This window comes from Mesorhizobium sp. M0030, assembly GCF_040323695.1.
GTDB lineage: Bacteria > Pseudomonadota > Alphaproteobacteria > Rhizobiales > Rhizobiaceae > Mesorhizobium.
Genome location: NZ_JAMYVE010000005.1, coordinates 72,514 through 97,292 on the forward strand (window position 1 = coordinate 72,514; position 24,779 = coordinate 97,292).

Consider the following 24,779-nt stretch of genomic DNA (forward strand, 5'->3'; position numbering starts at 1 on the left):
ATCCCTTGCCTCTCCTGCCGATTTGTGGTCTTGGGAGCCCGAAATCGCTTATCCAGCGACCATCCTCATATCAACGGCCAAGCCGTTGCTAGCATCCCGGATCAATCTCATCATGGCCAAGATCAATGGCAACGAAATCCGTCCCGGCTATGTCATCGAGCACGATGGCGGCCTTTGGGTGGCCGTCAGGACCAACACCGTCAAGCCCGGCAAGGGCGGCGCCTACAACCAGGTCGAACTCAAGAACCTGATCAACGGCACCAAGCTCAACGAGCGCTTCCGCTCGGCCGAGACCGTCGAGCAGATCCGGCTCGACCTGAAGGATTTTTCCTTCCTCTACGCCCAGGACGACGCACTGGTGTTCATGGACACGCAGAGCTACGAGCAGCTCGAGCTGGCGAAAGATTTCGTCGGCGACCGCGCCGCCTTCCTGCAGGACGGCATGATGGTGACGGTCCAGCTCTATGAGGACAGGCCGATCGGCATTTCGCTGCCCGACCAGGTGACGCTGACCATCACCGAGGCCGACCCGGTGGTGAAGGGCCAGACGGCCGCGTCCTCGTACAAGCCGGCGGTGCTGGAAAACGGCATCCGCGTGCTGGTGCCGCCATTCATCGGCGCCGGCGAACGCATCGTCGTCGACACCAACGAACTCACCTACATGCGCCGCGCAGACTGACGCGTAGGCAGGAACAGATACGATGGCACGCTCCGCACTTCTCAATGTCATGGTCCAGGCCGCCATGAAGGCCGGCCGTTCGCTGTCGCGCGACTTCGGCGAGGTGCAGAACCTGCAGGTGTCGATGAAGGGACCGGGCGACTATGTCAGCCAAGCCGACCGCAAGGCCGAGGACATCCTGTTTGCCGAACTGTCGAAGGCGCGCCCGGGCTATGCCTTCCTGATGGAAGAGCGCGGCATGGTCGAAGGCGACGACGACCAGCACCGTTGGATCGTCGACCCGCTCGACGGCACCACCAATTTCCTGCACGGCATTCCGATCTTTTCCATCTCGATCGCGCTGGAGCGACAGGGCCAGTTGGTCGCCGCCGTCATCTACAATCCGGCAATGGATGAGCTCTACACCGCCGAGCGCGGCGGCGGCGCCTTCATGAACGATCGCCGGCTGCGCGTTGCCGGCCGCAGCAAGCTCACCGACTGCGTCATCGGCTGCGGCGTGCCGCATCTCGGCCGCGGCCAGCACGGCAATTTCCTCGTCGAGTTGCGCAATGTGATGGCCGAGGTCTCGGGCGTGCGCCGCCTGGGTTCCGCCGCGCTCGATCTCGCTTATGTCGCCGCAGGCCGCATGGACGGCTTTTGGGAAACCGGCCTGTCGGCCTGGGACATTGCCGCCGGCCTGCTGCTGATCCGCGAGGCCGGTGGCTTCGTCTCCGACATGGATGGCGGCCAGGATATGCTCGAGGCGGGTTCGCTCGTCGCTGGCAACGAGGTCATCCAGCGCGCGCTGCTCAAGGCCGTGAAGAAGCCGCTTTCGGCGCGCTGATCACTTGGCATGCCGGCGCGGCGCGCTGAAGCGCCGCAGTCGCAAAACCGCAATCAAAGCTTGAAATACTGCCCGGCGGCCGCCCAGATAAGGGTGACGCAGGATCTTTTATGACGAGCATACCTTCACTATCCTCGCGAGAAGCGCAGCCAGACCAGCCAATTGAAATCCCTTTTGTCGGGCGTTGGCACTATTCGCGTGCGGAGATGATCGCCGATGGCATCGTCCACGCGGTCGGCATCGTGCTGGCGATAGCCGCCGGCTCGGCGTTGCTGGCGCTGGCCGCCTTCCATGCCGGTCCCGGCGAATACATCGCCGCCGCCTTCTTCGTGGTGTCGCTGCTGACTGTGCTGTCGATTTCGCTGACCTACAATCTGTGGCCGGTGACGTCGCCGGCGAAGTGGATCTTGCGGCGCTTCGATCATGCGGCGATCTATCTCCTGATCGCCGCGACCTACACGCCCTTTCTGGCCCAGCTCGACGGCTCGCCGCTGGCGCTGCCGATGATTGTCCTTGTCTGGACCGCTGCTTTGACCGGCATTGCCATGAAAGTGTTCCTGCCCGGCCGCTTCGATCGTCTGGCCATTGTCTTCTATCTCGCCATCGGCTGGAGCGGCGTCGTCCTGGTCAAGCCGCTGGTGGCGACGTTGCCGACGACCTCGATCGCGCTGATTGTCGCCGGCGGCATCGTGTACTCCTGCGGCGTCATCTTCTTCGCCTGGAAACGCCTGCGCTTTCACAATGCCCTCTGGCACGGCTTTGTCGTCACCGGCGCCGGGCTGCATCTTGCCGCCATGGTCGACTGCCTGGTCGTCAACCGCCTCTGAACGGCGTGGTGCGGCCCGACAGTCGGGCAATATTGCCAAGCGCCATTCAATTTGGTCACAATTCCGTTTAGAGTCGCGAATTACGTGATCGGCGGCACTGGAGCAGTTCCAGGGAAGTATGAGCGGCTTCCCGTTCGGAATTGCGTCAAGGCAAATAGAGCATCGGAAACGGGGCACGGATGGCTTTTCTCAGATCCTTCGGCGTGGGCAGGCGTTCTGATGTCCTGATGTACGATCCGCACAAACTGTCGAGCCCGCAGGTCTTCCTCCTGACCATGGTCATCTTCCTGGTCATCGTCGCCTTCATCGCCGCCATCCTCACCCGCCAGATCTCGACCGCTTTCGGGAGCAATCCCGGCCTCAATGGCCTCATCGTCGGCGTCCTTGTGGTCGGCATCCTGCTCGCCTTCGCCCAGGTCGGACGACTGTTTCGCGAAGTGCGCTGGGTCAATTCCTTCCGCGCCGGTTCCGAAACCACCGAGCCGGTGCTGCTGGCGCCGATGAAGGCGATGATCGGCCGCTCCTCGACGGTCGCCTTCTCGACGTCTTCGATGCGCACCATGCTGGATTCGATCGCCACCCGCCTCGACGAAAGCCGCGACACCTCGCGCTATCTCGTCGGGTTGCTGGTGTTCCTCGGTCTGCTCGGCACCTTCTGGGGCCTGCTCAACACCATCGGCTCGATCCGCGAAACCATCGAATCGCTCGATCCCGGCACCGGCGACGCCGCCGCCGTGCTCGATTCGCTGAAGCAGGGGCTGTCGGCGCCGCTGGCCGGCATGGGCACGGCCTTTTCGTCCTCGCTGTTCGGTCTTTCCGGGTCGCTGGTGCTAGGCTTCCTCGACCTGCAGGCCGGCCGCGCCCAGACCCGATTCTATACCGAGCTTGAAAACTGGCTGTCCTCGGTCACCGATCTCTCCTCCGACATCGCCGTCGCCGACCCGGCCAAGACTGAATCCTCCGACGAGATCCGGGTCCTGTCGGAACGGCTGCGCAGCATGCAGGAAAGCGGCGGCGGCTCCAATCCGCGCGTCGCCACCGCCATGGCCAATCTCGCCGACGGCATTTCCGGCCTGGTCAAGAACATGCGCTCCGAGCAGCAGATCATGCGCGACTGGGTCGAGGCCCAGTCGGACGAGCAGAAGGCGATGCGCAACACGCTGGAAAAGATCGCCGACGCGCTGAAGAAACCCGGGGTCCACTAGCATGGCTCTCGCCAGGGGCCGGCGCACCGATCGCCGGATCGACTATTGGCCGGGCTTCGTCGACGCGCTGTCGACGCTGCTGCTCGCCATCATGTTCCTGCTTACCGTTTTCGTGCTGGCGCAGTTCCTGCTCGGCCGCGAACTCTCCGGCAAGGATACGGCGCTCACGCGCCTCAACTCGCAGATCAACGAACTGACGCAGCTGCTGGCGCTGGAGCGTTCGACCGCGCAGGACAAGGACGATTCGCTGGCCAATCTGCAGGCGTCGCTGTCGGCGGCGGAAGCAGAAAGGAGCCGGCTCGAGCAGTTGCTGGCGCAAGGCGCCGGCGCCGGCGACGCCGCCAACCAGCGCGCCGCGGAGCTCGGCGGCGAACTCGACAGCCAGCGCCAGATCAGCCAGCAGGCGCTGAGCCAGGTCGAGATCCTGAACCAGCAGATCGCGGCACTGCGCAAGCAGATCGGCGCGCTCGAGGACGCCCTCAACGTGTCCGAAACGCGCGACCGCGATTCCAACACCAAGATCGCCGATCTCGGCCGTCGGCTCAACGTCGCGCTGGCGCAGCGCGTGCAGGAACTGAACCGGTACCGCTCCGACTTCTTCGGCCGCCTGCGCGAAATCCTCGCCGATCGCGAGAACATCCGCATCGTCGGCGACCGCTTCGTCTTCCAGTCGGAAGTTCTGTTCCCGACCGGCTCCGAAGTGATCAACGATGCCGGCAAGGTCGAGATGAAGAAGCTCGCCGACGCCATCATCGAGTTGCAAAAGGAAATCCCGCCCGAGATCAACTGGGTGCTGCGCGTCGACGGCCACACCGACAACAAGCCGCTGTCCGGCGCCGGCCGCTATCGCGACAATTGGGAATTGTCGACGGCGCGTTCGACCTCGGTGGTCAAGTTCCTGATCGAGAACGGCGTGCCCGCCAACCGGCTGGTTGCGGCCGGCTTCGGCGAATTCCAGCCGCTCGACCCCGCCGACACCGAAGACGCCCGCAACAAGAACCGACGCATTGAACTGAAACTCACCGAACGGTGATTTTCAGTCACGCGAAATTGTTTGCCAGCTCAACTCTAGGGCGAAACGCCAGGCCGGCAAGGCCTGAAAACATTATCTTTCTTTAATTACACTTCGCGTTTCCGGGCTCCTACTTTGACGCGCAGGGCCGAGAACCGCCGGCGATGCCTCCCATCGCGACGCGACGGAACCGGACGGCCCGCTTCCGGAAGGCGGAGCGAAAGCGCTTGCCCCTTCCATAGCAGGAGGAGACGCACATCATGCGCTCTTTGAAGACTCTCAGGACCGCAACCCTCACGACACTTCTGATCACTGTTCCACTCGCCGGCGCCTATGCCGCCGGACATCACAAGGGCGCCCTCGACGCCAGCGACCCGACCGACATGACCGGTCCGCGTGTGACCGGCCTGATCGAGCAGGTGCGGGGCGTCGAACAGGGCATCGCGGATGCGCGCGAAACCAAGGGCATCTCGACCTCGGAAGCGCAGTGGCTGCATCTGCGTGCGGCGCATATCGGCCAGGCCGCCGAACGGGTCGCCGCTTCGGACCATGGCCGGATCCCGGCCGCGCAATATCACGATCTGCTGCGCCGCCTCGACAATGTCGATCAGAGGCTGATGTCCGACACCGGCAGCGGCTTCATGATCGGTGATGGCTCCGACGGCGGGAATTATCCGAACGGCTGAGATCCGCTCTGATATCTCCAGGAATGAGGAAGGGACTGTCTGACGCCCCCGGATCTGGCTCCGAGGGCGTCTTTTTTGTCACCAGCCCAGCCACAGCGCAGCGAGGGCCAGCACCGCCGGCACGGTCTGAATATAGAGGATCTTCCGGCTGGCAGTCGCCGCGCCATAGAGGCCGGCGACGGCGATGCAAAGCAGGAAGAACACCTTGATCTGGAATCCCGCCGCGCCGAGATAGAGGCCCCAGATCAGCCCGGCGGCAAGGAAGCCGTTGTAGAGCCCCTGATTGGCGGCGAGCACCTTCGATGCGCTGGCGAAGTCCGGCTTGAGGTTGAACGCCCTGTGCCCGCGCGGTGTGTCCCACGCCACCATCTCCAGATAGACGATAAAGAGGTGGATCAGGGCCACCAGCCCGACCAGGATATTGCCGATCATCTTAGTCTCCCCTCCATGGCGGTGTTCCACCGTCAGCCAGCATTCCACGCACCAGCTCACCGGCGCAAGCTGCATAGCCACCTTTGAGGGTTGCCAATCCTGGCGCGTTGGTATCTTTTCCCGCGGTCCAAAACGCGGAACCTGTCATGTCTTTTCAGAAGCTCGATGATCTCGGCCACAAGCTCGAAGCGCTGGAACATGCGCTCGCTATCCTCGGCGCCGACGAGGCGACCCACATGGCCGTCGGCGGCGGCGAGAAGCGCGCCGAAGCCATGTCGTCCCTGGCCGGGATGCTGCATATCAGGGCAACGGCGCCGGAGATCGCCGACTGGCTCGCCGCCGCCGAACAGGAGGCGCTGAACGAGGAGCAGCAGGCGGCGGTCCGCGAACTGCGTCGCCAATACACCAACCTGACCTGCCTGCCGGTCGAATTCGTCGAGCGCCAGACGGTGGCGCGTATGCGCTCCGAGCAGCTCTGGCGCGACCTGCGCGGCAAGAATGACTGGGCCGGATTCCTGCCGGCGCTCGAAGGTGTCATCGCGCTGGTGCGCGAGGAAGCCGCCCTGCGCGCCGACGCGCTCGGCCTCGATCCCTACGACGCACTGATGGAGCAATACGATCCTGGCAACCGCGCCGCCGACATCACGCCGGTCTTCACCGAGCTGAAGACATTCCTGAAGGGCTTCGTGCCGGAAGCGCTGGCCGTACAGGAAGCGCGACTGGCCAAGCGCCCGCTGAAGCCGCTCTCCGGCAGCTATGCGATCGACAAACAGCGCGAGCTTGGTCTCGCCATGATGGCTTCGGTCGGCTTCGACCTCACCCATGGTTCTCTGTCGGTATCGCACCATCCCTTCTGCGGCGGGGTGCCGAGCGACGTTCGCATCACCACCCGCTACAAAACGTCCGATTTCCTGTCGGCTTTGATGGGCGTGCTGCACGAGACCGGCCACGCGCTCTACGAGCAGAACCTGCCGAAGGCCTGGCCGCACTGGCCGCTCGGCAAGGCGCGCGGCATGGCGGTGCATGAAAGCCAGAGTCTGTTCGTCGAGAAACAGGTCGGCCGCAACCCCGAATTCTGGCGCTGGGCGCTGCCCGTGGTCGAAAAGCATCTCGGCGAAGCCTGGTCGCTCGACGACATCCTGCCGCATGTGCACCGGGTCGAGCGCGGCCTGATCCGCGTCGACGCCGACGAGGTCACCTACCCGCTGCATGTCATCCTGCGCTACGAGTTGGAGCAGGAGGTGGTCTCGGGGCGGCTGCAGGCGGCCGACCTGCCCGAAGCCTGGGACGCCAAGATGCGGGAGTATCTTGGCCTTTCGACCATCGACAACCCAGCCGACGGACCGATGCAGGACGTGCATTGGCCAGGCGCCGCCTTCGGCTATTTCCCGTCCTATACGCTGGGCGCTATGATGGCGGCGCAGCAATGGGCTGCGCTGACGCGCGACCATCCTTCAGCCGACAGCGACCTCGCCAAGGGCAATTTCGCCGCCATCAATGACTGGCGCCGCGACAATATCTGGTCGCAGGGATCCCGCTGGTCGACGCCCGAACTGCTTGAGCGCGCCACCGGGGAAAAGCTCAACGCCGCGTATTTCACCGAGCATCTCCGCAAGCGGTATGGTCCCGCCTGATTGCGGGTTGCTACTCCGCGGCACCCCTGAAGGCGCTTGCTCCGGTTTCGAACTGCAGCTTGGCCAGCCTTGCATAGATTCCGCCCTTGGCGACCAGGCTCTGGTGCGTGCCTTCCTCGACGATGCGGCCGCCATCCATGACCAGGATGCGGTCGGCCTTCAGCACGGTCGCCAGCCGGTGGGCGATGACGATGGTGGTGCGGCCCTGCATCAGCCGTTCCAGCGCCGTCTGCACCAGCGTTTCGCTTTCGGCGTCGAGCGCCGACGTGGCCTCGTCGAGCAGCAGGATCGGCGCGTCGCGCAGGATGGCGCGGGCGATCGCCACGCGCTGGCGCTGGCCGCCGGACAAGGTCACACCGCGCTCGCCGACCTGGCTGTCGTAGCCCTTGTCGAGCCTGAGGATGAACTCGTCGGCCAGCGCGTCCCTGGCGGCGGCCTCGATCTCGGCATTCGTCGCGCCCGGCCGGCCAAAGCCGATATTGTCGCGCGCGCTTGCCGCAAAGATGGTGACATCCTGCGGCACGATCGCAATGCGCTCCCGCACTTCAGCCGGATCGGCTTCGCGCACGTCGACGCCGTCAATGGCGATGCGGCCAGTTTCGGGATCGTAGAAGCGCAGGATCAGCGAAAAGACGGTGCTCTTTCCGGCGCCCGACGGGCCGACGATCGCCACCGTCTCGCCGGGCTTGACCTGAAAACTCAAGCCGTGGACGGCGGCACGGTCCGGCCTTGCCGGGTAGGAGAAGGAGACGTCGTCGAAACTGATCGCGCCTGTCGCCTTGGCGGGCAGCGGCAGCGGATTGGCCGGCGGTTGAATCGCCGGCGTCTCGTCGAGTATCTCGGTCAGCCTTTCGGCCGCACCCGCCGCCTGGGCAAGCTCGCCCCAGACTTCCGACAGTGCGCCCAGCGCGCCTGCGGCAAACACGGAGTAAAGCAGGAACTGGCCGAGCGTGCCGGGCGACATCGTGCCGGCAAGCACGTCACGCGAGCCGAACCACAACACCGCCACGACCGAGGAAAAGATCATGAAGATGGCAAAGAAGGTGAGCAGCGAGCGGGAGAAGATCGACGAGCGCGCCGCCTGGAAGGCGGCTTCCACCGCGGCCGAGAACCGCCCGGTGACCAGCGTCTCGTTGGTGAACGCCTGCAACGTACGCACCGCGCCGATCTGCTCGCTGGCATAGGCGGTCGCTTGCGCCAGCGTGTCCTGCGCCTGCCGTGACCGGCGCCTCACCGAACGGCCGAACGCGACCAGCGGCAGCACGATGAGCGGAATGGCCGCGATCACCAGGCCCGACAGTTTCGGGCTGGTGACGACCATCATCGCCACCGCGCCAAGGCCGAGGATGACGTTGCGCAGCGCCACCGAGGCGGTGGCGCCGACGGCGGATTTCACCTGCGTCGTGTCGGCGGCAAGCCGCGAGACGATCTCGCCCGATTGCGCGGTGTCGAAGAAGGACGGCGAAAGCGTCGTGACATGCGAAAACACGTCGCTGCGGATGTCGGCGACGACCCGCTCGCCGAGCGTGATGACGAAGTAGTAGCGTCCGGCCGACGCCGCCGCCAGAATGGCTGCCATCGCAACCAAAGCGGCGAAATATTCGGCGATGAAGACGGTGCCGGAAGCACTGAAACCGTGGTCGATCATGCGCCGCACGGCCAGCGGCAGCGCCAGCGTCGTCGCCGCGGCGATGGCGAGCGAAATGAGGGCGCCTATGACCAGTTTGCGGTAGCGGAATATATAGGGATACAGGCGCCTGAGCGGCCCGAGCGAGCGCCTGCGCCCGTCTTGCTCGCCGCTGATGTCCGCCATGACCGTTTCCTCTGGCCGCTTCCAGGTGGGCGCGTTCAATATGCGCCTGCCGTGGCCTTGTGATTCAATTCCGGCTGATGTATAGGCTCGCCGACCGTTTTAGAAGCCGTGGCTTTTCAATAGCTGCGGCTTCGAGTTTTAAAAAGGGGCGCATCGACGCAGGCCACGGGCCCGTCTGTAGCGCCACAAGCCAGGAAGCACGACAATGAAGGCCGATATCCATCCCGACTACCACACCATCAAGGTCGTCATGACCGATGGCACAGAATACTCGACCCGTTCGACCTGGGGCAAGGAAGGCGATACGATGAACCTCGATATCGACCCGACCACGCACCCGGCCTGGACCGGCGGCCAGCAAACCCTGCTCGACCGCGGCGGCCGCCTGTCGAAGTTCAAGAAGCGCTTCGAAGGGTTCGGCCTTTAAGCCTATCGGCTTTCGCAGATCAGGAACCCGCCCTTGTGGCGGGTTTTTTGTTCAGCGGATCGTGGCGCGGACGAAATCGCCTTTGATCACGATCGAGGGTTTGGCGCCGGCAGTGTTGGCAAGCGAACTGTCGACGAAGGACGCCGACGCGGTCACCGAGTAGCTGATTTGAACCTGCCGGCCGAAGGTCAGCGTGGCATCCAGCGCCTTGCCGGCAATGGCGACAGTCTCGTCCTTCCGGACGCTGCCATAGGCGAGATTGGCCCTCAGCGCCTCGCCCTTGAGATCGATGCGTGAAGCATGCCCTTCGAGCGAAACATCGGCCGCCTTGCCGGTAATGGCGATGCTGGAGAAATTCCCCGTCATACTGGCCAGCAAGGCCGCCTGCTCGATCGACGCAGAACTCTCGGGCGCAATGTTGGCGTTGATCTCGACCCTGCAATCCGAAGGATCCAGCCAGGACGACGGAGCGACATTGATGCGCAACGTCGAGGCCTCCCGCTTCATGTCGCTGGCGGTGCGGCAGTCATTGGCGAACCAGGACGAATACCAGCTGGCAAACCAGCCCTCGCGGCGGCTGCCGATCGTCGCCTGGTAGGGTTCTGCACCTGAAGTGGTCAGCTTGACCGAGCTTGCCTCGCCGGTGATGATGATGGCGGTCACACCGGCGAGATCGAGCGTCTTTGCGGCATCACCGGCCACCGGCGGTGCCAGGGCAACTGCGGCAAAGGGCAGCAAGACGAGAATTGCGGATTTCATCATTGTCTCCGATCATGGGTGGGCGGTCGCGAAAGGACCGCAGCGTTGCCCAGATGATCCGAGACGTCGATTTTCGCGACCTCGATCACGATCCGGGACGACCGTGAACGCAATCCAGGTCATTGTCGGCCGCCCGGTCCATCGTCGGCCGCCTTGGAACCACGCTTGCGATCATGATCTTCATTCCCTTGCCATTCGTCGTTGCCCTGCTGCTCGTCATCCTGCTTGCGCAGATGATCCGCCGAAACGAGGCCGATCTGCGCGAAAACATGTTTTTCATGCTGCTGATGGCTGCCTACGCCTTGCAGTCGGTGCTGATCGGCATCCGCTGGGGCTACGAAGTCAGGGCAATCATGCCTTTCCAGGCGGTGTTGGCGACATTGATCGCGCCGCTTGCCTGGATAGCTTTTAGCGGTCTGGCGAGGGAACGCTCGCGGCATCGCCTGGCTTCGCTGTGGCCGCATCTGTTGCCGGCCTGTCTTGTGGCCCTGCTGCTGATCTTCTGGCGCGAGCCGGTAGGCCCCGTGATCATGCTGGTCTTCCTGTGTTATGGCGTCACCCTTCTTTGGCTTGCGCGGGTCGGGCCGGACGGCCTTGCCGAGTCGCGTCTGGACGGTGTCTTGCGCTCCTACCGGGCGCTGCTGGTGACGACGCTGGCGATCCTGGCGTCGCCGGTCACCGACATCATCATCAGCCTCGACCTCGAATGGACCGGCGGTGCCCATTCCGGCGCGGTGATTGCCGCCGGCAATGTGCTGGCGCTGCTGCTGCTTGGCGGTGCAGCCGCGGTGGCCAGCGAAACCGCGCCTCTGGATGACGATGAAGACGATGGGCCGCAAGCCGCGCCACGGGCGACGAGCGAGGATTCCGCGGCCGCGGCGGCCGTCGACGCGCTGATGCGGTCAAAAGAACTCTACAGGGACGTTGACCTCAACCTCGGCCGTATCGCCAGGCGCCTCGGCCTGTCGGCGCGGCAAGTGTCGTCGGCGGTCAACCGCATCCACGGATCGAGCGTGTCGCAATATGTCAACAACCAGCGCATCGGCGAAGCCTGCCGCCTGCTGGCGGCCAGCGACGAGCCCATCACCCGCATCATGTTCGACGCCGGGTTTCTCAGCAAATCGAACTTCAACCGCGAGTTCCTGCGCGTGACAGGCTTCACCCCGAAGGCCTGGCGGCTGGAGCATCGGCTGTCAAACCGAAAGCTCGCGGCCCTGCCGTTGCCAGGCGAGACAAAATGAAGGCGGGCGACACCGGTCAGGCGCCGACTAGTTCCCGCAGCGCCATGCGCTTGTAGGCGGCGACCAGCCTGTCGCCCTCCTGCCGGTCGACCGAGATCGCCAGCCGCACGGCAGCCTCGCCCATCTGCCAGACGAGGAAGGCCGTCGTCTCCAGCGCCACCGGATCGGCGCCGGGATGCAGCCGCTTCAGCACCATGGTCAGGAATTCGGCATTCGCCCGGCTGTCGGCGAGTTCGAGCTGGCGCAGCGCCTTGTCGGCCTGCGTGCCCGACCAGATGTCGCGCATCACCGGCTCGGCCAGGAACAGCTGATAGTAGATATCCACCAGCTCCGAAAACGCCTGCCGCAGGCCCTCGGCGTCGACGACATCCTTGAGCGCCGAGGAGATGCAGGCCTGGCTTTCGGCGGTGTAGCGCTCGGCCAGCGCCCAGACGATCGCCCGCTTGTCGGGAAAGAACTGGTAGAGCGAGCCGATCGACACCGCGGCCCGTTCCGCCACCTCGCCCATGCGTATGGCGTCGCTGCCTTGCTCGGCAATCAGCGCCGAGGCTGCGGCCAGCATGCGCTCGACCCGCTCGCGGCTGCGCTGCTGGGTGGGCGCCCGTCGCGGCGATGCGACCTGCTCCTGGGCAGATGCGGGCGTTGCTGTGTCTTCCATGACGGCCTCCGGTCTCGACAAAATCTGCCAACAAACGGCTTGACTCGCAAAATACGAGGGTTTATCACGTTTTGCAAATGTGAGGATTACTCACATTTGCAAACAAAGGAAAACCCCAATGACTAACACCAAACCAGTCCTGATCCTCGGTGGCACTGGCAAGACCGGCCGTCGCCTCGCCGAGCGGCTGACCTCACAGGGCATTCCCGTGCGCATCGGCTCGCGTTCCGGCAGCCCCCGCTTCGACTGGGAGGTCCGGCGGCCTGGGAGCCTGCGATGCAGGGCGTGGGCGCCGTCTACATCAGTTACTATCCCGACATCGCCGTGCCGGGCGCCGCCGAGACCGTCGGCGCCTTCGCCAGGCTTGCGGTAGCAAATGGCGTCACCCGCATGGTGCTGCTCTCCGGCCGCGGCGAGACCGAAGCCCAGCGCGCCGAAGAGATGGTCAAAGCCTCGGGCGCTGACTGGACGATCCTGCGTTGCGCTTGGTTTTCGCAGAATTTCAGCGAAGGTTTTCTCGTCGAGTCCTTGCGGCAAGGCGAAGTGGCTTTGCCTGTCGGCCCTGTTGGCGAGCCCTTCGTCGATGTCGACGACATCGCCGATGCTGCCTTCGTTGCGCTGACCGAACCGGGTCATGTGGGCCAGCTCTATGAGTTGACCGGGCCGCGGCTGCTAAGCTTCGCCGACGCGGTTGCCGAGATCGCCAAGGCGACCGGCCGCGACATCCGCTATATCAAGATCTCGCATGACGAATTCACCGCCGCGACGGCGGCATACGAACTGCCGCCCGAAATCGCCTGGCTGCTCAACGAGCTGTTCACCGAAGTGCTTGACGGCCGCAACGAGACGCTGACCGACGGCGTCCAGCGTGTGCTCGGCCGCGCGCCGAAAGACTTTTCCGCCTACGCAAATGAAACCGCTGCAACCGGCATCTGGAGCAACTGAGATGATCAAGCTTCTTCCCACCCTCACCATCATCGCCGCCATCGGCTCGGGCGTCGTCGGCGGCGTGTTCTTCGCCTTTTCCAACTTTATCATGGCGGCGCTTGCCCGGCTGCCGGTCCCCCAAGGCATCGCAGCGATGAATTCGATCAACATCACGGTGATCACGCCCACCTTCATGACGGCGCTGTTCGGCACCGGCCTGCTCTGTCTGGTGCTTATCGCCGCCGTTCTCATGGGGTGGAGCCAGTCCGGCTCATACTGGCTGCTTGCCGGCGCCGTGATCTATTTGATCGGCAACCCGATCGTGACCATGGTCTTCAATGTGCCGCTCAACGATGCGCTCGCCGCCGTCGACCCGGCCAGCGCCAATGGCGCAGCCGTGTGGGCGAACCATCTGAATCAATGGGTGATGTGGAACCACGTCCGCACCATCACCGCCATCGTGTCGATGGCCTGCTTCATGTTCGCATTGCTCTGAAAAATGACACTTCGCAAACGCAAGGACCTCGCCTCAAGCGGGGTCCTTTTGCGAGTGACCCTTGCGGTCGGAATGACCGAGATCGCGGCCCGGATCGATGACGTCGCGCACCAGCTGCTTGAGCTTGGCGGCATCGGGAAAGCCGCCGTCGCGCTTGCGGTCCCAGACCAGCACATCGTTGCAGGAAACGGTGAAGATGCCGCCTGTGCCCGGCACCAGCGTCACTTCACCAAGATCCGTGCCGAAGGTGGAGAGCAGTTCCTGCGCCATCCAGCCGGCCCGCAACAGCCACTGGCACTGCGTGCAATAGGTGATGACCACGCGGGGCCTCTCCGGCACACTCATGTCTGGGCCTCCTGTATGCGCACCGTGGTATTTGCGAATCGATCGTGTATCGGGTCGTCGCCCAGAGCTATGGATATCGCAATCCAGACCGGCCAGATCAGCACCAAAACGAGGGCAGCGGATGCAACCACTATTTCCAGGCTGGAGTAATCCTGCACGCCACCGGGAGCGGTGCCCCAAGCCTGAAAAGCATACCAGCTTCCCGTCAGGACGATCGGTAATGCGCCGAGAAACTTGATAAGTTGCCGCCGAACAGCCTTTCTCGCCGGCAGGCCGACCCTATGTCTGTCGTCCTCATCATGCACAATGAGCTCCGTGAGCCGCTTGCCGATTGATTGGCCGGACTTCAACTCCATAATGAGGAGATAAGACGCCAGAGCGATCAGCTCGAGGAAACCCAGGTCCAATGCTGCAGGCCTGAAATTTCCTTGCGAATCCAGACCGATCGAGATGGAGGAGGTTTCTCCAGGCTTTGAGCCCGGCGCCGTACCCACGCTCCATATGGCGACCGGCAAACCGAGTACTGATGTTCTACACACCTGCCAGTCATAACGGGCAAGTGTCGGGGCACCGTGAACCGTACCCTCCTGGCATAATTTCCAGTTCAGCCAAAAGCTGCCTTTTACGCCACCGTTGGTCAGCAGAAATAGAGCCCCTACGAGCAAATAGAGAGCGATCAGGATTACAAAGTAGTCGATGAGTGCAGCGAGAAACCGTCGCCATATGCCGGGCCGGCGAGGCCAGGCCACCGCATCGGCAAAACTTGCCTCTTTATAGTCGGTCATCGGCCCCCCCTGATAACTGACTAATCTATAGGCAGGCCGCCGTCATACAGCAATATTCGCATCCGACTGTATTGCACGGACCTACGCCGCGCTGAGCTTGGCCATGGTCTCGTCGTCGACCTCGAAATTGGCGTAGACGCTCTGCACGTCGTCGTCGTCCTCGAGCGTTGCCACCAGTTTCATCAGCGATTGCGCCCGCTCTTCGTCGACCGGGACATTGTTCTGCGGCTGCCAGATCGGCTTCACCGATTCGGCCTCGCCAAGCGAGGCTTCCAGCGCCTTAGACACTTCGCCCATACTCTCGAACGCACAGTAGATGGTGTGGCCTTCCTCGTCGGACTCGACGTCATCGGCGCCGGCCTCGATCGCCGCGTCCATCACCTTGTCGGCGCTGCCGGCGGAGGCCGGATAGTAAATCTCGCCGGCGCGGTTCCACATGAACGACACCGAGCCGGTTTCACCAAGCGCACCGCCGGCTTTGGTGAAGGCGGCGCGCACATTCGAGGCCGAGCGGTTGCGGTTGTCGGTCAGCGCCTCGACGATCAGCGCCACGCCGCCTGGCCCATAGCCTTCATAGCGCACCGCTTCGTAATTCTCGGCATCGCCCATCGATGCCTTGTTGATGGCGCGCTGGATGTTGTCCTTCGGCATCGACACCGCCTTGGCGTTCTGGATGGCCAGGCGCAAACGCGGGTTCATCGACGGATCCGGTGTTCCGCTCTTGGCGGCGACGGTGATTTCGCGCGCCAGCTTGGAAAACATTTTCGACCGCACCGCATCCTGGCGGCCCTTGCGGTGCATGATGTTCTTGAACTGTGAATGGCCAGCCATGGCACCTCTGTCGTCTTAGGCTAAGAGCATCCCGAAACGAGGTGATCTCACCTCGTCTTCCGCGATACTCGAACTCAAATTTTCAGAGCCGTCCAAGGTGCAACGCGATGGATGCACGGCGTTCTCTGTCGGAATGGCCGGCTTATAGATAAATCGGCTCAATTCGTCCAGCCGCGCCGGTTCACCCCTCCAGATCGGACTTCAGCCGGTCGATAATGCTGAGCGCATGGCCGGCATACTGGCTGATCCAGCGGTCGTGGATGTGCTTGATCGGCAGCGCGTTGAGATGGTTCCAGCGCTCGCGCCCTTCGCGCTTTGCCACCACCAGTTCAGCTTCTTCCAGCACCTTGAGATGCAGCATGACGGTGCAGCGATCGATGTCGGGAAACGCCTCGCACAACATGCCGGTCGTCTGCGGCGCATCCTTCAGCCGATCCAGCAATTCGCGACGGCGCGGATGCGCCAACGCCTTGAAAACGTGATCGTCTGCGGTTTGGCTTGACATGTTATGTTTCTATAACATATCGTCGAGCCAATCAAGGAAGGAGCTGTGGATATGTCTCTTGGATTCAGAGTTTCCGGGCGCATCGGCAAACCGGTCGCCGAAGTCTTCGACGCCGTCGTCAATCCCAAAAAGCTGAGTGGCTATTTCACCATCATCGGCGGCGCCAGCGCGCCGCTGAAGGCCGGCACCGGGGTGGTCTGGTGGGGCAAGGTGCCCGTCGAAGTCGATGAGGTGATCAAGGACCGCCATATCGTGCTGCGCTGGGATGCCACCGATGCCGAAGGCAAGCCCGCCTACAAGACACGCATCGAGATGAACTTCGAGCCGCTGGACGATGGCGGCACCCTTGTGACCATTGCTGAATCCGGCTGGCCGGAAGGCGTGGTCGGCCTGCAGAAATCCTACCTCAATTGCGAGGGCTGGTCGCAGATGCTGGCCTGCATGAAGGCCTATGTCGAATACGGCATCAATCTGCGCGACGGCTACTACCGCGGCGAGATGAGGGGCGAGCCGGCCAACGAGACAAACAGATGAACAGCGCAACGGAGCCCGCAATGACCGCGAAAATGACCGGCGGCATCAACATCGCCATGAAGGTGCCGCCGCACCAATACGAGGCGACGATCGCCTTCTATCGCGATGTCGTCGGCTTGAATCCATTCACCGCCAAGGCGCCGGCCATCGGCTTCGAGCTCGGCCCCAACCGTCTGTGGATCGACGAGGCGCCGATGCTGAGCCAGGCCGAAGTCTGGCTTGAGCTTTTCACCGACGATTCTGCAGCCATTGCGGATCATCTCGCCAAGGCCGGCGTCGTCCGTTGCGACGCGGTCGAGCCCCTGGGCGAAGGCTTTCGCGGCTTCTGGATCGCCAACCCGGCCAGCATCGTTCACATGGTGCGCGAGCCTGACGCCTGGTGAGCGCAAACCGGACAAGAAGGAGCATCGATGGAAATTCACAAAACGCCGACTGCCGAAGCCGGCATGCTGATTAAGCGGCCGGTCGCCGAGGTCTTCGAGGCGATCGTCGACCCGGCCATCACCACGAAATTCTGGTTTACCCACAGTAGCGGCCGGCTGGATAGCGGCAAAGAGGTTCGCTGGGAGTGGCGCATGTACGGCGCCTCGGCGATGGTCAATGTCAGCGAGATCGTCGAGAACAAGAAGATCGTCATGCAATGGAGCGATCCGCCGACCACTGTGGTCTGGACATTCACGGAGATGCCCGGCGCCGAAACGCCTGACGGTGCGACCTTTCTTGAGGTCAGCAATTTCGGCTTCGCCGGCACCGCCGACGAGCAGGTCAAGCAGGCGGTCGGCTCGACCGACGGCTTCGCACTCGTTCTTGCCGGCGCAAAGGCATGGCTGGAACAGGGCCTGTCGCTTGGCCTGATCGGCGACCGTTATCCGAAGGGCGTGCCGGGGCGCTAGGATCGCCCCGATCGCCCAGCCTCAATGCCCACCGCTGGATTTCTTCCTTCGCCGCGCCAGCATGTTGAGGCCCTCGACCAGGGCGGAAAAGCCCATCGCGGCGTAGATGTAGCCCTTCGGCACATGATAGCCCATGCCGTCGGCGATCAGCGTCATGCCGATCATCAGCAGGAAGCCCAGCGCCAGCATGACGATGCTCGGGTTCTTGGCGATGAAATTGGCCAGCGGCCCGGCCGCCAGCATCATCACGCTCACCGCCACGATCACGGCGATGTACATGATGGCAATCTCGTCGGTCATGCCGACGGCGGTGATGATCGAATCGATCGAAAAGACGAGATCGAGCAGCAGGATCTGGAAGATGGCGCCGGCAAGCGAGATCTGCAGCGTCTCGCCCATCATCGTATCCTTGTGGTCGTCGGGATCGACGGTGTGGTGGATTTCCTTGGTCGCCTTCCAGACCAGGAACAGGCCGCCGGCAATCAGGATCAGGTCGCGCCAGGAAAAGCCATGGCCGAACGCTGTGAACACCGGCGTCGTCAGCTGCACGATGATGGAGATGGTTGCGAGCAGCACCAGCCGCATGATCAGCGCCGCCGAGATGCCGAGACGGCGGGCGCGGGCGCGCTGCGCCTCAGGCAATTTGTTGGTCAGGATCGAGATGAAGATCAGATTGTCGATGCCGAGCACGACCTCGAGGACGATCAGCGTCAGCAACGCGACCCACGCGGTTGGATCGGAAACAAATTGAAAATGCGGCGCAAAGAACTCGATCAGCTGCATGGAGGTCGTCCCCTCTTTAACGATCTAGAGCAGTTTCGTCGCCAGTTAGGTACTTTACTCGACTATATCAATGTCAAGACCAGAAGGATGGCGCGGTTTCTTCGAGCCGCGGCCCGCGACGAAAAGGCGCGATCTTCTCGGTCAGGCCGGTGCGGTCGGAAATAGTGACGCCGACGCCGCACAATGTCGCCGGTCCGGTCGCCGCCTCGAAGCGGCCTTTCGGCACTTTCGACAGGAAGCGGTTGAGCGGCTCTTCCTTGTCCATGCCGAGCGAGGAATCATAGTCGCCGCACATGCCGGCATCGGACATGTAGCCGGTGCCGCCGTTGAGGATCTGGTGGTCGGCCGTCGGCTGGTGCGTATGGGTGCCGATGACGAGGCTGGCGCGGCCGTCGACGAAATGCGCGAAGCACATTTTCTCCGAGGTCGCTTCGGCATGGAAGTCGATGACCACGGCATCGGCCTGCTCGCCCAGCGGACAGGCGGCCAGCTCCCGCTCGCCGGCCTGGAACGGATCGTCGAGCTCGGGATGCATGAACACCCGGCCCATAATGTTGGCGACCAGCACGCGCGCGCCGTTTTTGGCGATGTAGACGCCGGAGCCGCGCCCCGGCGTGCCCTTGGGGAAGTTGGACGGACGCAGGAAGCGCTCCTCGCGCGGCGCGAAGACCAGTGCGTCGCGCTGGTCCCAGACATGGTTGCCGGTGGTGACGACATCCGCACCGGCGGCGATGGTGTCGCGAAAAATGTCTTCGGTGATGCCGAAGCCGCCGGCGGCGTTCTCGCCATTGACGATGACGAAGTCGAGTTTGAAATCCGAGATCAGGCCGGGCAGTTGTTCCCACACCGCCGTACGTCCCGATTTGCCCACCATGTCGCCGAGGAAGAGAAGTCTCATGCCCACTTCTATCCAGAGGCACGGACGCTAGGCAAGCGCTACCCGGGCGATTGGCGCTAACGCCGGCCGAAAGTACCACGCTGCTGTTGAGACGGCTTTGCGCTCGCGCCCGCGACGCGAACTGCCGAAGGCATCATCGGTGACGCCGGCGGTGCGGCGCGTCCGCGCAGCCAGAAGAACCAGACGTAGAAAACAGTGAACCCACCAGTAGCGGCCAGGAGCAACAGCCCGCCGCGCCAGCCCTTCATCGCCGCGGTATCGAGGATCGATGGATTGGCAGGGTTGTAATACAACTCCACCGCGTCGCCTTTGGACGCCGTGTAGAGGCCGATGTCCTTTCCCTTGCCGGACCACGTCATCGGTGCATCGTTCGCGACATAGGTGACAGCGACGTTGATGCCTTTCGCGGTGAGGCCATTACCCTGGGCTTCGCTGTAGGAACTGATATCCGTCACTGTGGCAACCGTCTGATGCCAGGCGAACTGGTGGTGCAGGGCCGTTCCGGAAATGTGCAATGCCATCGCGAACAGCGTTACCGCGATGAGGACGAACGGCATCAGCAGGAAGCGTGCGAAGACAAACATGATGGCCGCCATCGGCTCGGACTGTGTTGCCGGAATTCTATCCGGCACGTCTTGGAAACGCGTTAAGCGGGATCGCGGTCTTTTAAGCGATGTCGAAGCGGCGCAAACCGCTCTCGGTGAGTATTTCCGGGATGATGACGTCGTGCGCCTCATCCGGCACCAGACCCACCTCCTGGCAATCGAAGGCGATGCCGATCAGTCGTGGCGGCTGGCCCTTGTCGATCAGCCTGGCGATGGCGCGGTCGTAATAGCCGGCGCCATACCCGATGCGATGACCGCGGCTGTCGAAGGCCGCGAGCGGCACCAGCATCACCGCGGGATCGAGAACCTCGGCCTCCGCATGCGGACCGACCGTGCCAAAACCCATCTCGACCATCGGCGCGCCGCGCACCAGTTCGCGAAAGACGATGGTGGTCTTGTCGAGGATGGCCGGCAGGCAAAGCCTGGCCCCCTTCTCGCGCAAGGCAAACATCAGCGGCCTGACGTCGACTTCCGATCGCATCGGCCAGAAAGCTGAAACGATCTGACCCGGCTCGATGGCGAGGTGGTCGCGCGCCGTCTCGGCCATCTCAAGCGCGATCTCCACCCGCCACAGCGGATCGAGCGCATCGCGACGGCCGAGTGCCTCGAGGCGCAACAGCTTTTTCAGGTCTTTAGGAGATGTCATGCGCGGACGATAGAAAAGGTCGGATCTGGGTGACGTTTCATGAGCGACGTTTTCTACCACATCATCCGCCAAACTGGGCGGATACAGGTAAGTGACGATCCACACAACCGGTGGAGAGAGCGATCCCGGGAACCTACAAAGTAGGTGGGCGCCGTATGAGAAAACCCACGGGTCTTCCCAGGGACAGCTCCCTAAGGATCGTTAAGGCCCCGGGGAAAATGTTCTCCTGCCGGGAAGCGCAGACCGCCAAGCCCAATATAGGCGGCTGGTCGGTCAAGCGCTAGTGACATGAGCCGATGTTTCCATTTCAATCTCACACGCTTGCGTCGCAGCCGGCTCGCCCTTGCACAGGTCAAGCAGCGTCCTTACGATCGCGCTCACCAACCGAGGAGCAAGTATGCGTTTCGAAGGCACGGCGGCCTATGTCGCCGACAAGGATCTGATGGTGGCGGTGAACGCCGCGATCGCGCTGGAGCGGCCATTGCTGGTCAAGGGCGAGCCGGGCACCGGCAAGACCGAGCTTGCCCGCCAGGTGGCATCGGCGCTCGGCCTCGACCTGATCGAATGGCACGTCAAGTCGACCACCCGTGCGCAGCAGGGACTGTATGAATATGATGCTGTCTCGCGGCTGCGCGACAGCCAGCTCGGCGATGCCAGGTTCAACGACATCAAAAACTACATCAAGCGCGGCAAGCTCTGGGACGCCTTCGCGGCCGGTAAGAAGGTCGTGCTGTTGATCGACGAGATCGACAAGGCCGATATCGAATTCCCCAACGACCTGCTGCAGGAACTCGATCGGATGGAGTTCTTCGTCTACGAAACCGGCGAAACGATCCGCGCCGCTGTGCGCCCCATCGTCATCATCACTTCCAACAATGAGAAGGAACTGCCCGACGCCTTCCTGCGCCGGTGCTTCTTCCACTACATCCGCTTTCCCGATGTCGACACGCTGCACAAAATCGTCGACGTGCACTATCCCGGCATAAAGCAGAATTTGGTGCGTGCTGCCCTGACCCAGTTCTACGAAATCCGCGACGTGCAGGGGTTGAAGAAGAAGCCGTCGACCTCCGAGGTGCTCGACTGGATCCGCCTGCTGGTCGCCGACGACATCGCACCCGAGGATCTGCGCGCCGACCCCAGGAACGCGCTGCCGAAACTGCACGGCGCGCTGCTGAAGAACGAGCAGGACGTGCATCTGTTTGAGCGCCTTGCTTTCATGGCCAGGCGGCAGGGATAAGGATCGGCGGGCGGGCTGAGCGCTATGAGCGGGCTTCGGCCGATCACTCGGCCGCCGCAAGCCCTGTCTCCTGCGGCGCGACGCGCTTCGGCCCGAAGATGACGAAGCCGATGACCGACAGGGCGAGAACGCCTATCCCGCAATAGAGCATGACCCAGCCGAAACCGTTGACCAGGGCGGCATACACGATGGCGCCGGACGGGTCGAGGGCTGCGAGCTTCGGCGTCCCCTGCGCAAGGCCGTCCAGATTGCCGGTGGCGATCCTTTCCGCCAGCGCCCGCAACTCATCCGGCTCCAAAGCCGCGCCGAGTGTGGTCCGCAGGTAGGAAACGATACCTTGCGTCAGCAGCAGGCCGAGCACCGCGATGTTGATAGCGAGCGTGATCAGGCGTGCGCTGATGTCGATGCCGGACGCCATGCCGGCGCGATCCGGCGATACCGCGCCGGTCGTGGTGTTTGTGGTCGGCGAATTGGTGAGACCGATGCCGATGCCAGCAATCAGGGTGCCCGGCAGCATGGTCAGCCAGGTGGCGCCCTCGAGCCTGGAGCCGATCCACATGGCGATGAAACCGATCGCTAGCGTCAGCAGACCGAGCGGGATGGCAATTCGCGCCTGATAGCGCGCGCGAATGCGCTCGGCGATCGGCGGCATCACCATGAACGGCAGCGTGTAGACGAGCAACAGCAGGCCGGTCGTCGTGCTGTCGTAGCCGAGAACGCCGGAATAATAGATCGGCAGATAGATGATGAACGGCCAGTAGCTGAAATTCATGCCGATGGCGCCCATGATCGCGCCGGAAAACTGGCGGATGCGGAACACGGAGAAATCGAACATCGGATAGGGATTGACCCTCTCGGCGACAAGGAAAGCGATGAACGCAGCCACGGAGGCTGATATCACGCCGATGCGGGCGCTGGTCCCGAGATCCGCACCCTGCGTGATCAGATAGGAGAAGCCGAACACAGAAGCCGACAGCGTCAGCATGCCGGCCCAGTCGAGTTTCTGGGCATTGTGATCGCGCGATTGCGTGACGCCGGCGCCGATAAAGGCGAGCGCCAGGAGCGCCAGCGGCACGTGGATGAGGAACACCCACTGCCAGTTCGACAGCGCCACGATCAGGCCGCCAATGGCGGGACCGAAACCAAGCCCGATGCCTGAGACGACGCTCCAGGCAACAAAAGCCTTGCCGCGTTCGCGGCCATCCTGGAACTGATGCGACAGCACGGCGACGCTGCAGGTCAGCATCGCGCCGCCGGCGAGACCTTGCAGGAAGCGGGCGGCGATCAGCAGCGCCGCACTCGGCGCCAGGCCGCACAGCAGCGAGGCGAGGCCGAAGGCGACGGTGGTGATCACCATCACGCTCTTGCGGCCGAAACGGTCGGCCAATGTCCCTGTCGCCATCAGCACCGTGGTGCAGGCAATGGTGTAGGCGTTCATGATCCATTGCAGGTCTTTGAAATCGGCGGCGAGCACGCTTTCCAGTTTCGGCAGGATCACCGGCACGCTGGAGATTTCGAGCCCGAACAAGAGCGACGCCAAGCACACGCCGGTGAGCGCGATGGTGTTTCGTTGAATTGGCATATCGATCTCTTTCCATCGGAACATGCGGCGCTCTTCAAACCGCGACCAGTTTGACATAGAGGAGACTTGACCATGAAAAAAGACTATGCTCGGCTATATCAGAAATGACAAAATCGAATGGTTGGCCAATGGAGTGCTGCGATGACCAGTCTTGATGTGGACGCCGTACGAACCTTTGTGATGGTGGCCGATCTGCAGAGCTTCACCCAGGCGGCATCGGCGCTGGGCAGCACGCAGGCGACGATCAGCGTCAAGCTGCGCCGCCTTGAGGAGAAGCTCGGCGCGCGATTGATTGAAAGAACGCCGCGCCGCGTCAGCCTGTCGGCACGAGGCGCCGTCTTCCTCCCCGCCGCGCGTGACTTCCTTGCCGCGCACGAGCGCGCCATGGCGGAGTTTGCGTCAGCACCGTGCCGGCTTGCGCTCGGCTTTGTCGATCATGCCGCCGGTCCGGCGCTGTCCATTCTGATTGCCCAGCTCCATGCGCACGATCCATCGCTGACGCTCAGTTTGAGGATCGATACCAGCACGGTGCTCAAGGAAGCTTTCGATCACGGCGAGCTCGATGCAGTCATCGTGCACCGCGAAGGCGACAGCCGTCCTGGCCGGACCTTGTCGCGCAACCACTATGGCTGGTTCGCAGCACCTTCCTTCGAGTGGCAGCGCGGAACGCCGTTGCGCCTCGCGCTCTTAAGCACCGTGTGCAACTGTCCGGATCGTGTGCGGGCGGTCGAGGCGCTGGACAAAGCAGGCATCGCCTGGGAGGAGGCCTTCGTCGGCGGCGGCGGCGCGGCCGTCAACATTGCGATATCGGCGGGCTTTGCCGTTTCGGCGCTGGCTCACTGCGTCGCTCCGCCCGGCCTGATCGAGGTTGGCCGCAAACTTGGTCTTCCATCGCTTGACCCTTCCGAAGTGGTGCTGCATTCGCACAATCTGGCGCCGCGCGCGCGTGACGCGCTGCAGATGCTGGCGACCGCATTTCGCGAGTACAATTCGCCGGTGGATTAGGCGATGGTGTTTCCGATCTGATTCCGCCGGAATCCGATAAGGCTTTGGAGGAACCGAAATGACCGAGATCACCGTCCGCCCGCTGGCGCTGGCCGACCATGCCGACTGGCGGCGGCTGTGGACTGCCTACCTCACCTTCTACGAGACCAAGCTGCCGGACGAGGTCTACGACATCACCTGGAAACGACTGTTCACGGAAGGTGAATTCGAACCGAAGGGGTTTATCGCCACGCTCGACGGCAAGGCGGTCGGCCTGACCCATTATCTCTATCACCGCTCCGGCTGGTCGGAGAAAAACAACTGCTACCTGCAGGACCTGTTCGCCGACCCTGATGTGCGCGGCAAGGGCATCGGTGCGGCCCTCATTGAAGCGGTCAAGCAGGCAGCCGGCAAGATCGGCGTCAAGAACGTCTATTGGATGACCCACGAAACCAACACCACAGCGCGCAAGCTCTACGACCATGTCGCGCGGCGGACAGGGTTTATCGAGTATGATCTGCTATGATGCGAG

The 24,779-nt window shown here is 63.1% G+C and carries 29 protein-coding genes, 1 other RNA gene and 1 pseudogene; 17 read left to right on the forward strand and 14 right to left on the reverse strand.

Features of this window, described 5'->3' with window-relative positions; all coding sequences use genetic code 11:
- Positions 1 to 112: 112 nt before the first annotated feature.
- The 6 genes from efp (at position 113) to NKJ80_RS12440 (ending at position 5,232) form a co-directional block, all read left to right on the forward strand.
- Positions 113 to 679 carry an elongation factor P gene (efp, locus tag NKJ80_RS12415; RefSeq protein ID WP_023668757.1) on the forward strand — a complete coding sequence of 189 codons (567 nt, stop codon included), beginning with the start codon at positions 113 to 115 and terminating at the stop codon, positions 677 to 679.
- A 22-nt stretch (positions 680 to 701) separates the two neighbouring features.
- Positions 702 to 1,502, forward strand: coding sequence for an inositol monophosphatase family protein (locus NKJ80_RS12420; RefSeq protein ID WP_352497636.1), 801 nt, complete (start codon positions 702 to 704; stop codon positions 1,500 to 1,502).
- 110 nt (positions 1,503 to 1,612) lie between these two features.
- The gene (trhA, locus tag NKJ80_RS12425; protein ID WP_023700276.1) at positions 1,613 to 2,329 is read left to right on the forward strand and encodes a PAQR family membrane homeostasis protein TrhA; all 717 of its coding nucleotides are present in this window, start codon (positions 1,613 to 1,615) and stop codon (positions 2,327 to 2,329) included.
- 179 nt (positions 2,330 to 2,508) lie between these two features.
- The gene (locus NKJ80_RS12430) at positions 2,509 to 3,534 is read left to right on the forward strand and encodes a MotA/TolQ/ExbB proton channel family protein (RefSeq protein ID WP_023668754.1); all 1,026 of its coding nucleotides are present in this window, start codon (positions 2,509 to 2,511) and stop codon (positions 3,532 to 3,534) included.
- 1 nt (position 3,535) lies between these two features.
- Entirely contained in the window at positions 3,536 to 4,567 is a 1,032-nt protein-coding gene (locus NKJ80_RS12435) for a peptidoglycan -binding protein (protein ID WP_023716065.1), read from the forward strand.
- 239 nt (positions 4,568 to 4,806) lie between these two features.
- Positions 4,807 to 5,232, forward strand: coding sequence for a hypothetical protein (locus NKJ80_RS12440; RefSeq protein ID WP_023737876.1), 426 nt, complete (start codon positions 4,807 to 4,809; stop codon positions 5,230 to 5,232).
- A gap of 78 nt (positions 5,233 to 5,310) precedes the next feature.
- On the opposite strand, the gene NKJ80_RS12445 is transcribed toward NKJ80_RS12440, so the two are convergent.
- Entirely contained in the window at positions 5,311 to 5,664 is a 354-nt protein-coding gene (locus NKJ80_RS12445) for a DUF1304 domain-containing protein (protein WP_023668751.1), read from the reverse strand.
- Positions 5,665 to 5,810: 146 nt separating this feature from the next.
- On the opposite strand from NKJ80_RS12445, the gene NKJ80_RS12450 reads away from it, so the two are divergent.
- Complete coding sequence (locus tag NKJ80_RS12450; protein WP_352497637.1) at positions 5,811 to 7,298, forward strand: carboxypeptidase M32; 1,488 nt, start codon at positions 5,811 to 5,813, stop codon at positions 7,296 to 7,298.
- Between the two features lie 10 nt (positions 7,299 to 7,308).
- Here NKJ80_RS12450 and NKJ80_RS12455 read toward each other — a convergent pair whose 3' ends face one another.
- The gene (locus tag NKJ80_RS12455; RefSeq protein WP_023668749.1) at positions 7,309 to 9,111 is read right to left on the reverse strand and encodes an ABC transporter transmembrane domain-containing protein; all 1,803 of its coding nucleotides are present in this window, start codon (positions 9,109 to 9,111) and stop codon (positions 7,309 to 7,311) included.
- A 205-nt stretch (positions 9,112 to 9,316) separates the two neighbouring features.
- On the opposite strand from NKJ80_RS12455, the gene rpmE reads away from it, so the two are divergent.
- On the forward strand, positions 9,317 to 9,538 hold the full coding sequence (rpmE, locus tag NKJ80_RS12460; RefSeq protein ID WP_023668748.1) for a 50S ribosomal protein L31: 222 nt from the start codon (positions 9,317 to 9,319) through the stop codon (positions 9,536 to 9,538).
- A gap of 51 nt (positions 9,539 to 9,589) precedes the next feature.
- On the opposite strand, the gene NKJ80_RS12465 is transcribed toward rpmE, so the two are convergent.
- Positions 9,590 to 10,297, reverse strand: coding sequence for a hypothetical protein (locus NKJ80_RS12465; RefSeq protein ID WP_352497638.1), 708 nt, complete (start codon positions 10,295 to 10,297; stop codon positions 9,590 to 9,592).
- 173 nt (positions 10,298 to 10,470) lie between these two features.
- On the opposite strand from NKJ80_RS12465, the gene NKJ80_RS12470 reads away from it, so the two are divergent.
- Positions 10,471 to 11,538, forward strand: coding sequence for a helix-turn-helix domain-containing protein (locus NKJ80_RS12470; protein WP_352497639.1), 1,068 nt, complete (start codon positions 10,471 to 10,473; stop codon positions 11,536 to 11,538).
- A gap of 16 nt (positions 11,539 to 11,554) precedes the next feature.
- On the opposite strand, the gene NKJ80_RS12475 is transcribed toward NKJ80_RS12470, so the two are convergent.
- On the reverse strand, positions 11,555 to 12,196 hold the full coding sequence (locus NKJ80_RS12475) for a TetR/AcrR family transcriptional regulator (protein ID WP_023818215.1): 642 nt from the start codon (positions 12,194 to 12,196) through the stop codon (positions 11,555 to 11,557).
- A gap of 118 nt (positions 12,197 to 12,314) precedes the next feature.
- Here NKJ80_RS12475 and NKJ80_RS12480 point away from each other — a divergent pair.
- Positions 12,315 to 13,141, forward strand: a pseudogene (locus NKJ80_RS12480) (NAD(P)H-binding protein).
- 1 nt (position 13,142) lies between these two features.
- Positions 13,143 to 13,619 carry an anthrone oxygenase family protein gene (locus NKJ80_RS12485; RefSeq protein WP_023668743.1) on the forward strand — a complete coding sequence of 159 codons (477 nt, stop codon included), beginning with the start codon at positions 13,143 to 13,145 and terminating at the stop codon, positions 13,617 to 13,619.
- A 33-nt stretch (positions 13,620 to 13,652) separates the two neighbouring features.
- On the opposite strand, the gene NKJ80_RS12490 is transcribed toward NKJ80_RS12485, so the two are convergent.
- The 4 genes from NKJ80_RS12490 to NKJ80_RS12505 all read right to left on the reverse strand — a co-directional run bounded on the left by NKJ80_RS12490 (position 13,653) and on the right by NKJ80_RS12505 (position 16,085).
- Positions 13,653 to 13,964 carry an Rdx family protein gene (locus NKJ80_RS12490; RefSeq protein ID WP_023700268.1) on the reverse strand — a complete coding sequence of 104 codons (312 nt, stop codon included), beginning with the start codon at positions 13,962 to 13,964 and terminating at the stop codon, positions 13,653 to 13,655.
- Positions 13,961 to 14,749 carry an RDD family protein gene (locus NKJ80_RS12495; RefSeq protein ID WP_352497640.1) on the reverse strand — a complete coding sequence of 263 codons (789 nt, stop codon included), beginning with the start codon at positions 14,747 to 14,749 and terminating at the stop codon, positions 13,961 to 13,963. The genes NKJ80_RS12490 and NKJ80_RS12495 overlap by 4 nt, the downstream gene beginning before the upstream one ends.
- 81 nt (positions 14,750 to 14,830) lie before the next feature.
- Positions 14,831 to 15,580, reverse strand: a complete 750-nt coding sequence (locus NKJ80_RS12500; protein ID WP_023668740.1) for a YebC/PmpR family DNA-binding transcriptional regulator — start codon at positions 15,578 to 15,580, stop codon at positions 14,831 to 14,833.
- A gap of 181 nt (positions 15,581 to 15,761) precedes the next feature.
- Positions 15,762 to 16,085, reverse strand: coding sequence for an ArsR/SmtB family transcription factor (locus tag NKJ80_RS12505; RefSeq protein WP_023744976.1), 324 nt, complete (start codon positions 16,083 to 16,085; stop codon positions 15,762 to 15,764).
- A gap of 51 nt (positions 16,086 to 16,136) precedes the next feature.
- Here NKJ80_RS12505 and NKJ80_RS12510 point away from each other — a divergent pair, with 51 nt between their 5' ends.
- The 3 genes from NKJ80_RS12510 to NKJ80_RS12520 are packed head-to-tail and all read left to right on the forward strand — an operon-like array spanning position 16,137 to position 17,512.
- Complete coding sequence (locus NKJ80_RS12510) at positions 16,137 to 16,619, forward strand: SRPBCC domain-containing protein (protein ID WP_352462245.1); 483 nt, start codon at positions 16,137 to 16,139, stop codon at positions 16,617 to 16,619.
- Between the two features lie 20 nt (positions 16,620 to 16,639).
- On the forward strand, positions 16,640 to 17,002 hold the full coding sequence (locus tag NKJ80_RS12515; RefSeq protein ID WP_352497641.1) for a VOC family protein: 363 nt from the start codon (positions 16,640 to 16,642) through the stop codon (positions 17,000 to 17,002).
- Positions 17,003 to 17,029: 27 nt separating this feature from the next.
- Complete coding sequence (locus NKJ80_RS12520) at positions 17,030 to 17,512, forward strand: SRPBCC family protein (protein WP_352497642.1); 483 nt, start codon at positions 17,030 to 17,032, stop codon at positions 17,510 to 17,512.
- 21 nt (positions 17,513 to 17,533) lie between these two features.
- On the opposite strand, the gene NKJ80_RS12525 is transcribed toward NKJ80_RS12520, so the two are convergent.
- From NKJ80_RS12525 to ssrS, 5 genes are all read right to left on the reverse strand, one after another.
- Positions 17,534 to 18,295 (reverse strand): TerC family protein, encoded by a 762-nt coding sequence (locus NKJ80_RS12525; RefSeq protein WP_023694576.1) that lies wholly within the window; start codon positions 18,293 to 18,295, stop codon positions 17,534 to 17,536.
- 73 nt (positions 18,296 to 18,368) lie between these two features.
- Complete coding sequence (locus NKJ80_RS12530) at positions 18,369 to 19,193, reverse strand: TIGR00282 family metallophosphoesterase (RefSeq protein ID WP_023668734.1); 825 nt, start codon at positions 19,191 to 19,193, stop codon at positions 18,369 to 18,371.
- 56 nt (positions 19,194 to 19,249) lie between these two features.
- Complete coding sequence (locus NKJ80_RS12535) at positions 19,250 to 19,777, reverse strand: DUF3592 domain-containing protein (protein WP_196814896.1); 528 nt, start codon at positions 19,775 to 19,777, stop codon at positions 19,250 to 19,252.
- Positions 19,778 to 19,859: 82 nt separating this feature from the next.
- A complete protein-coding gene (locus NKJ80_RS12540) occupies positions 19,860 to 20,444 on the reverse strand; it encodes a 5-formyltetrahydrofolate cyclo-ligase (protein WP_352497643.1) in 585 nt (194 codons plus the stop codon).
- Positions 20,445 to 20,536: 92 nt separating this feature from the next.
- A non-coding RNA gene (gene ssrS / locus NKJ80_RS12545) (6S RNA) lies at positions 20,537 to 20,692 on the reverse strand.
- Positions 20,693 to 20,841: 149 nt separating this feature from the next.
- Between ssrS and NKJ80_RS12550 the strand changes: the two genes are divergently transcribed.
- Positions 20,842 to 21,681 carry an AAA family ATPase gene (locus NKJ80_RS12550; RefSeq protein WP_352459894.1) on the forward strand — a complete coding sequence of 280 codons (840 nt, stop codon included), beginning with the start codon at positions 20,842 to 20,844 and terminating at the stop codon, positions 21,679 to 21,681.
- Between the two features lie 43 nt (positions 21,682 to 21,724).
- Here the strand turns inward: NKJ80_RS12550 and NKJ80_RS12555 are convergent, their stop codons facing one another.
- Positions 21,725 to 23,263 carry an MFS transporter gene (locus NKJ80_RS12555; RefSeq protein ID WP_352497644.1) on the reverse strand — a complete coding sequence of 513 codons (1,539 nt, stop codon included), beginning with the start codon at positions 23,261 to 23,263 and terminating at the stop codon, positions 21,725 to 21,727.
- A 141-nt stretch (positions 23,264 to 23,404) separates the two neighbouring features.
- Between NKJ80_RS12555 and NKJ80_RS12560 the strand changes: the two genes are divergently transcribed.
- Complete coding sequence (locus NKJ80_RS12560; protein WP_023698426.1) at positions 23,405 to 24,268, forward strand: LysR family transcriptional regulator; 864 nt, start codon at positions 23,405 to 23,407, stop codon at positions 24,266 to 24,268.
- 58 nt (positions 24,269 to 24,326) lie between these two features.
- Positions 24,327 to 24,773 carry a GNAT family N-acetyltransferase gene (locus tag NKJ80_RS12565; RefSeq protein WP_023688930.1) on the forward strand — a complete coding sequence of 149 codons (447 nt, stop codon included), beginning with the start codon at positions 24,327 to 24,329 and terminating at the stop codon, positions 24,771 to 24,773.
- Positions 24,774 to 24,779 lie beyond the last annotated feature (6 nt).

Bases quoted from the DNA above. Each gene is read 5' to 3' on its own strand.
- efp (WP_023668757.1), top strand. From the start codon at position 113: ATGGCCAAGATCAATGGCAACGAAATCCGTCCCGGCTATGTCATCGAG.
- NKJ80_RS12420 (WP_352497636.1), top strand. From the start codon at position 702: ATGGCACGCTCCGCACTTCTCAATGTCATGGTCCAGGCCGCCATGAAG.
- trhA (WP_023700276.1), top strand. From the start codon at position 1,613: ATGACGAGCATACCTTCACTATCCTCGCGAGAAGCGCAGCCAGACCAG.
- NKJ80_RS12430 (WP_023668754.1), top strand. From the start codon at position 2,509: ATGGCTTTTCTCAGATCCTTCGGCGTGGGCAGGCGTTCTGATGTCCTG.
- NKJ80_RS12435 (WP_023716065.1), top strand. From the start codon at position 3,536: ATGGCTCTCGCCAGGGGCCGGCGCACCGATCGCCGGATCGACTATTGG.
- NKJ80_RS12440 (WP_023737876.1), top strand. From the start codon at position 4,807: ATGCGCTCTTTGAAGACTCTCAGGACCGCAACCCTCACGACACTTCTG.
- NKJ80_RS12445 (WP_023668751.1), bottom strand. From the start codon at position 5,664: ATGATCGGCAATATCCTGGTCGGGCTGGTGGCCCTGATCCACCTCTTT.
- NKJ80_RS12450 (WP_352497637.1), top strand. From the start codon at position 5,811: ATGTCTTTTCAGAAGCTCGATGATCTCGGCCACAAGCTCGAAGCGCTG.
- NKJ80_RS12455 (WP_023668749.1), bottom strand. From the start codon at position 9,111: ATGGCGGACATCAGCGGCGAGCAAGACGGGCGCAGGCGCTCGCTCGGG.
- rpmE (WP_023668748.1), top strand. From the start codon at position 9,317: ATGAAGGCCGATATCCATCCCGACTACCACACCATCAAGGTCGTCATG.
- NKJ80_RS12465 (WP_352497638.1), bottom strand. From the start codon at position 10,297: ATGAAATCCGCAATTCTCGTCTTGCTGCCCTTTGCCGCAGTTGCCCTG.
- NKJ80_RS12470 (WP_352497639.1), top strand. From the start codon at position 10,471: ATGATCTTCATTCCCTTGCCATTCGTCGTTGCCCTGCTGCTCGTCATC.
- NKJ80_RS12475 (WP_023818215.1), bottom strand. From the start codon at position 12,196: ATGGAAGACACAGCAACGCCCGCATCTGCCCAGGAGCAGGTCGCATCG.
- NKJ80_RS12485 (WP_023668743.1), top strand. From the start codon at position 13,143: ATGATCAAGCTTCTTCCCACCCTCACCATCATCGCCGCCATCGGCTCG.
- NKJ80_RS12490 (WP_023700268.1), bottom strand. From the start codon at position 13,964: ATGAGTGTGCCGGAGAGGCCCCGCGTGGTCATCACCTATTGCACGCAG.
- NKJ80_RS12495 (WP_352497640.1), bottom strand. From the start codon at position 14,749: ATGACCGACTATAAAGAGGCAAGTTTTGCCGATGCGGTGGCCTGGCCT.
- NKJ80_RS12500 (WP_023668740.1), bottom strand. From the start codon at position 15,580: ATGGCTGGCCATTCACAGTTCAAGAACATCATGCACCGCAAGGGCCGC.
- NKJ80_RS12505 (WP_023744976.1), bottom strand. From the start codon at position 16,085: ATGTCAAGCCAAACCGCAGACGATCACGTTTTCAAGGCGTTGGCGCAT.
- NKJ80_RS12510 (WP_352462245.1), top strand. From the start codon at position 16,137: ATGTCTCTTGGATTCAGAGTTTCCGGGCGCATCGGCAAACCGGTCGCC.
- NKJ80_RS12515 (WP_352497641.1), top strand. From the start codon at position 16,640: ATGACCGCGAAAATGACCGGCGGCATCAACATCGCCATGAAGGTGCCG.
- NKJ80_RS12520 (WP_352497642.1), top strand. From the start codon at position 17,030: ATGGAAATTCACAAAACGCCGACTGCCGAAGCCGGCATGCTGATTAAG.
- NKJ80_RS12525 (WP_023694576.1), bottom strand. From the start codon at position 18,295: ATGCAGCTGATCGAGTTCTTTGCGCCGCATTTTCAATTTGTTTCCGAT.
- NKJ80_RS12530 (WP_023668734.1), bottom strand. From the start codon at position 19,193: ATGAGACTTCTCTTCCTCGGCGACATGGTGGGCAAATCGGGACGTACG.
- NKJ80_RS12535 (WP_196814896.1), bottom strand. From the start codon at position 19,777: ATGTTTGTCTTCGCACGCTTCCTGCTGATGCCGTTCGTCCTCATCGCG.
- NKJ80_RS12540 (WP_352497643.1), bottom strand. From the start codon at position 20,444: ATGACATCTCCTAAAGACCTGAAAAAGCTGTTGCGCCTCGAGGCACTC.
- NKJ80_RS12550 (WP_352459894.1), top strand. From the start codon at position 20,842: ATGCGTTTCGAAGGCACGGCGGCCTATGTCGCCGACAAGGATCTGATG.
- NKJ80_RS12555 (WP_352497644.1), bottom strand. From the start codon at position 23,263: ATGCCAATTCAACGAAACACCATCGCGCTCACCGGCGTGTGCTTGGCG.
- NKJ80_RS12560 (WP_023698426.1), top strand. From the start codon at position 23,405: ATGACCAGTCTTGATGTGGACGCCGTACGAACCTTTGTGATGGTGGCC.
- NKJ80_RS12565 (WP_023688930.1), top strand. From the start codon at position 24,327: ATGACCGAGATCACCGTCCGCCCGCTGGCGCTGGCCGACCATGCCGAC.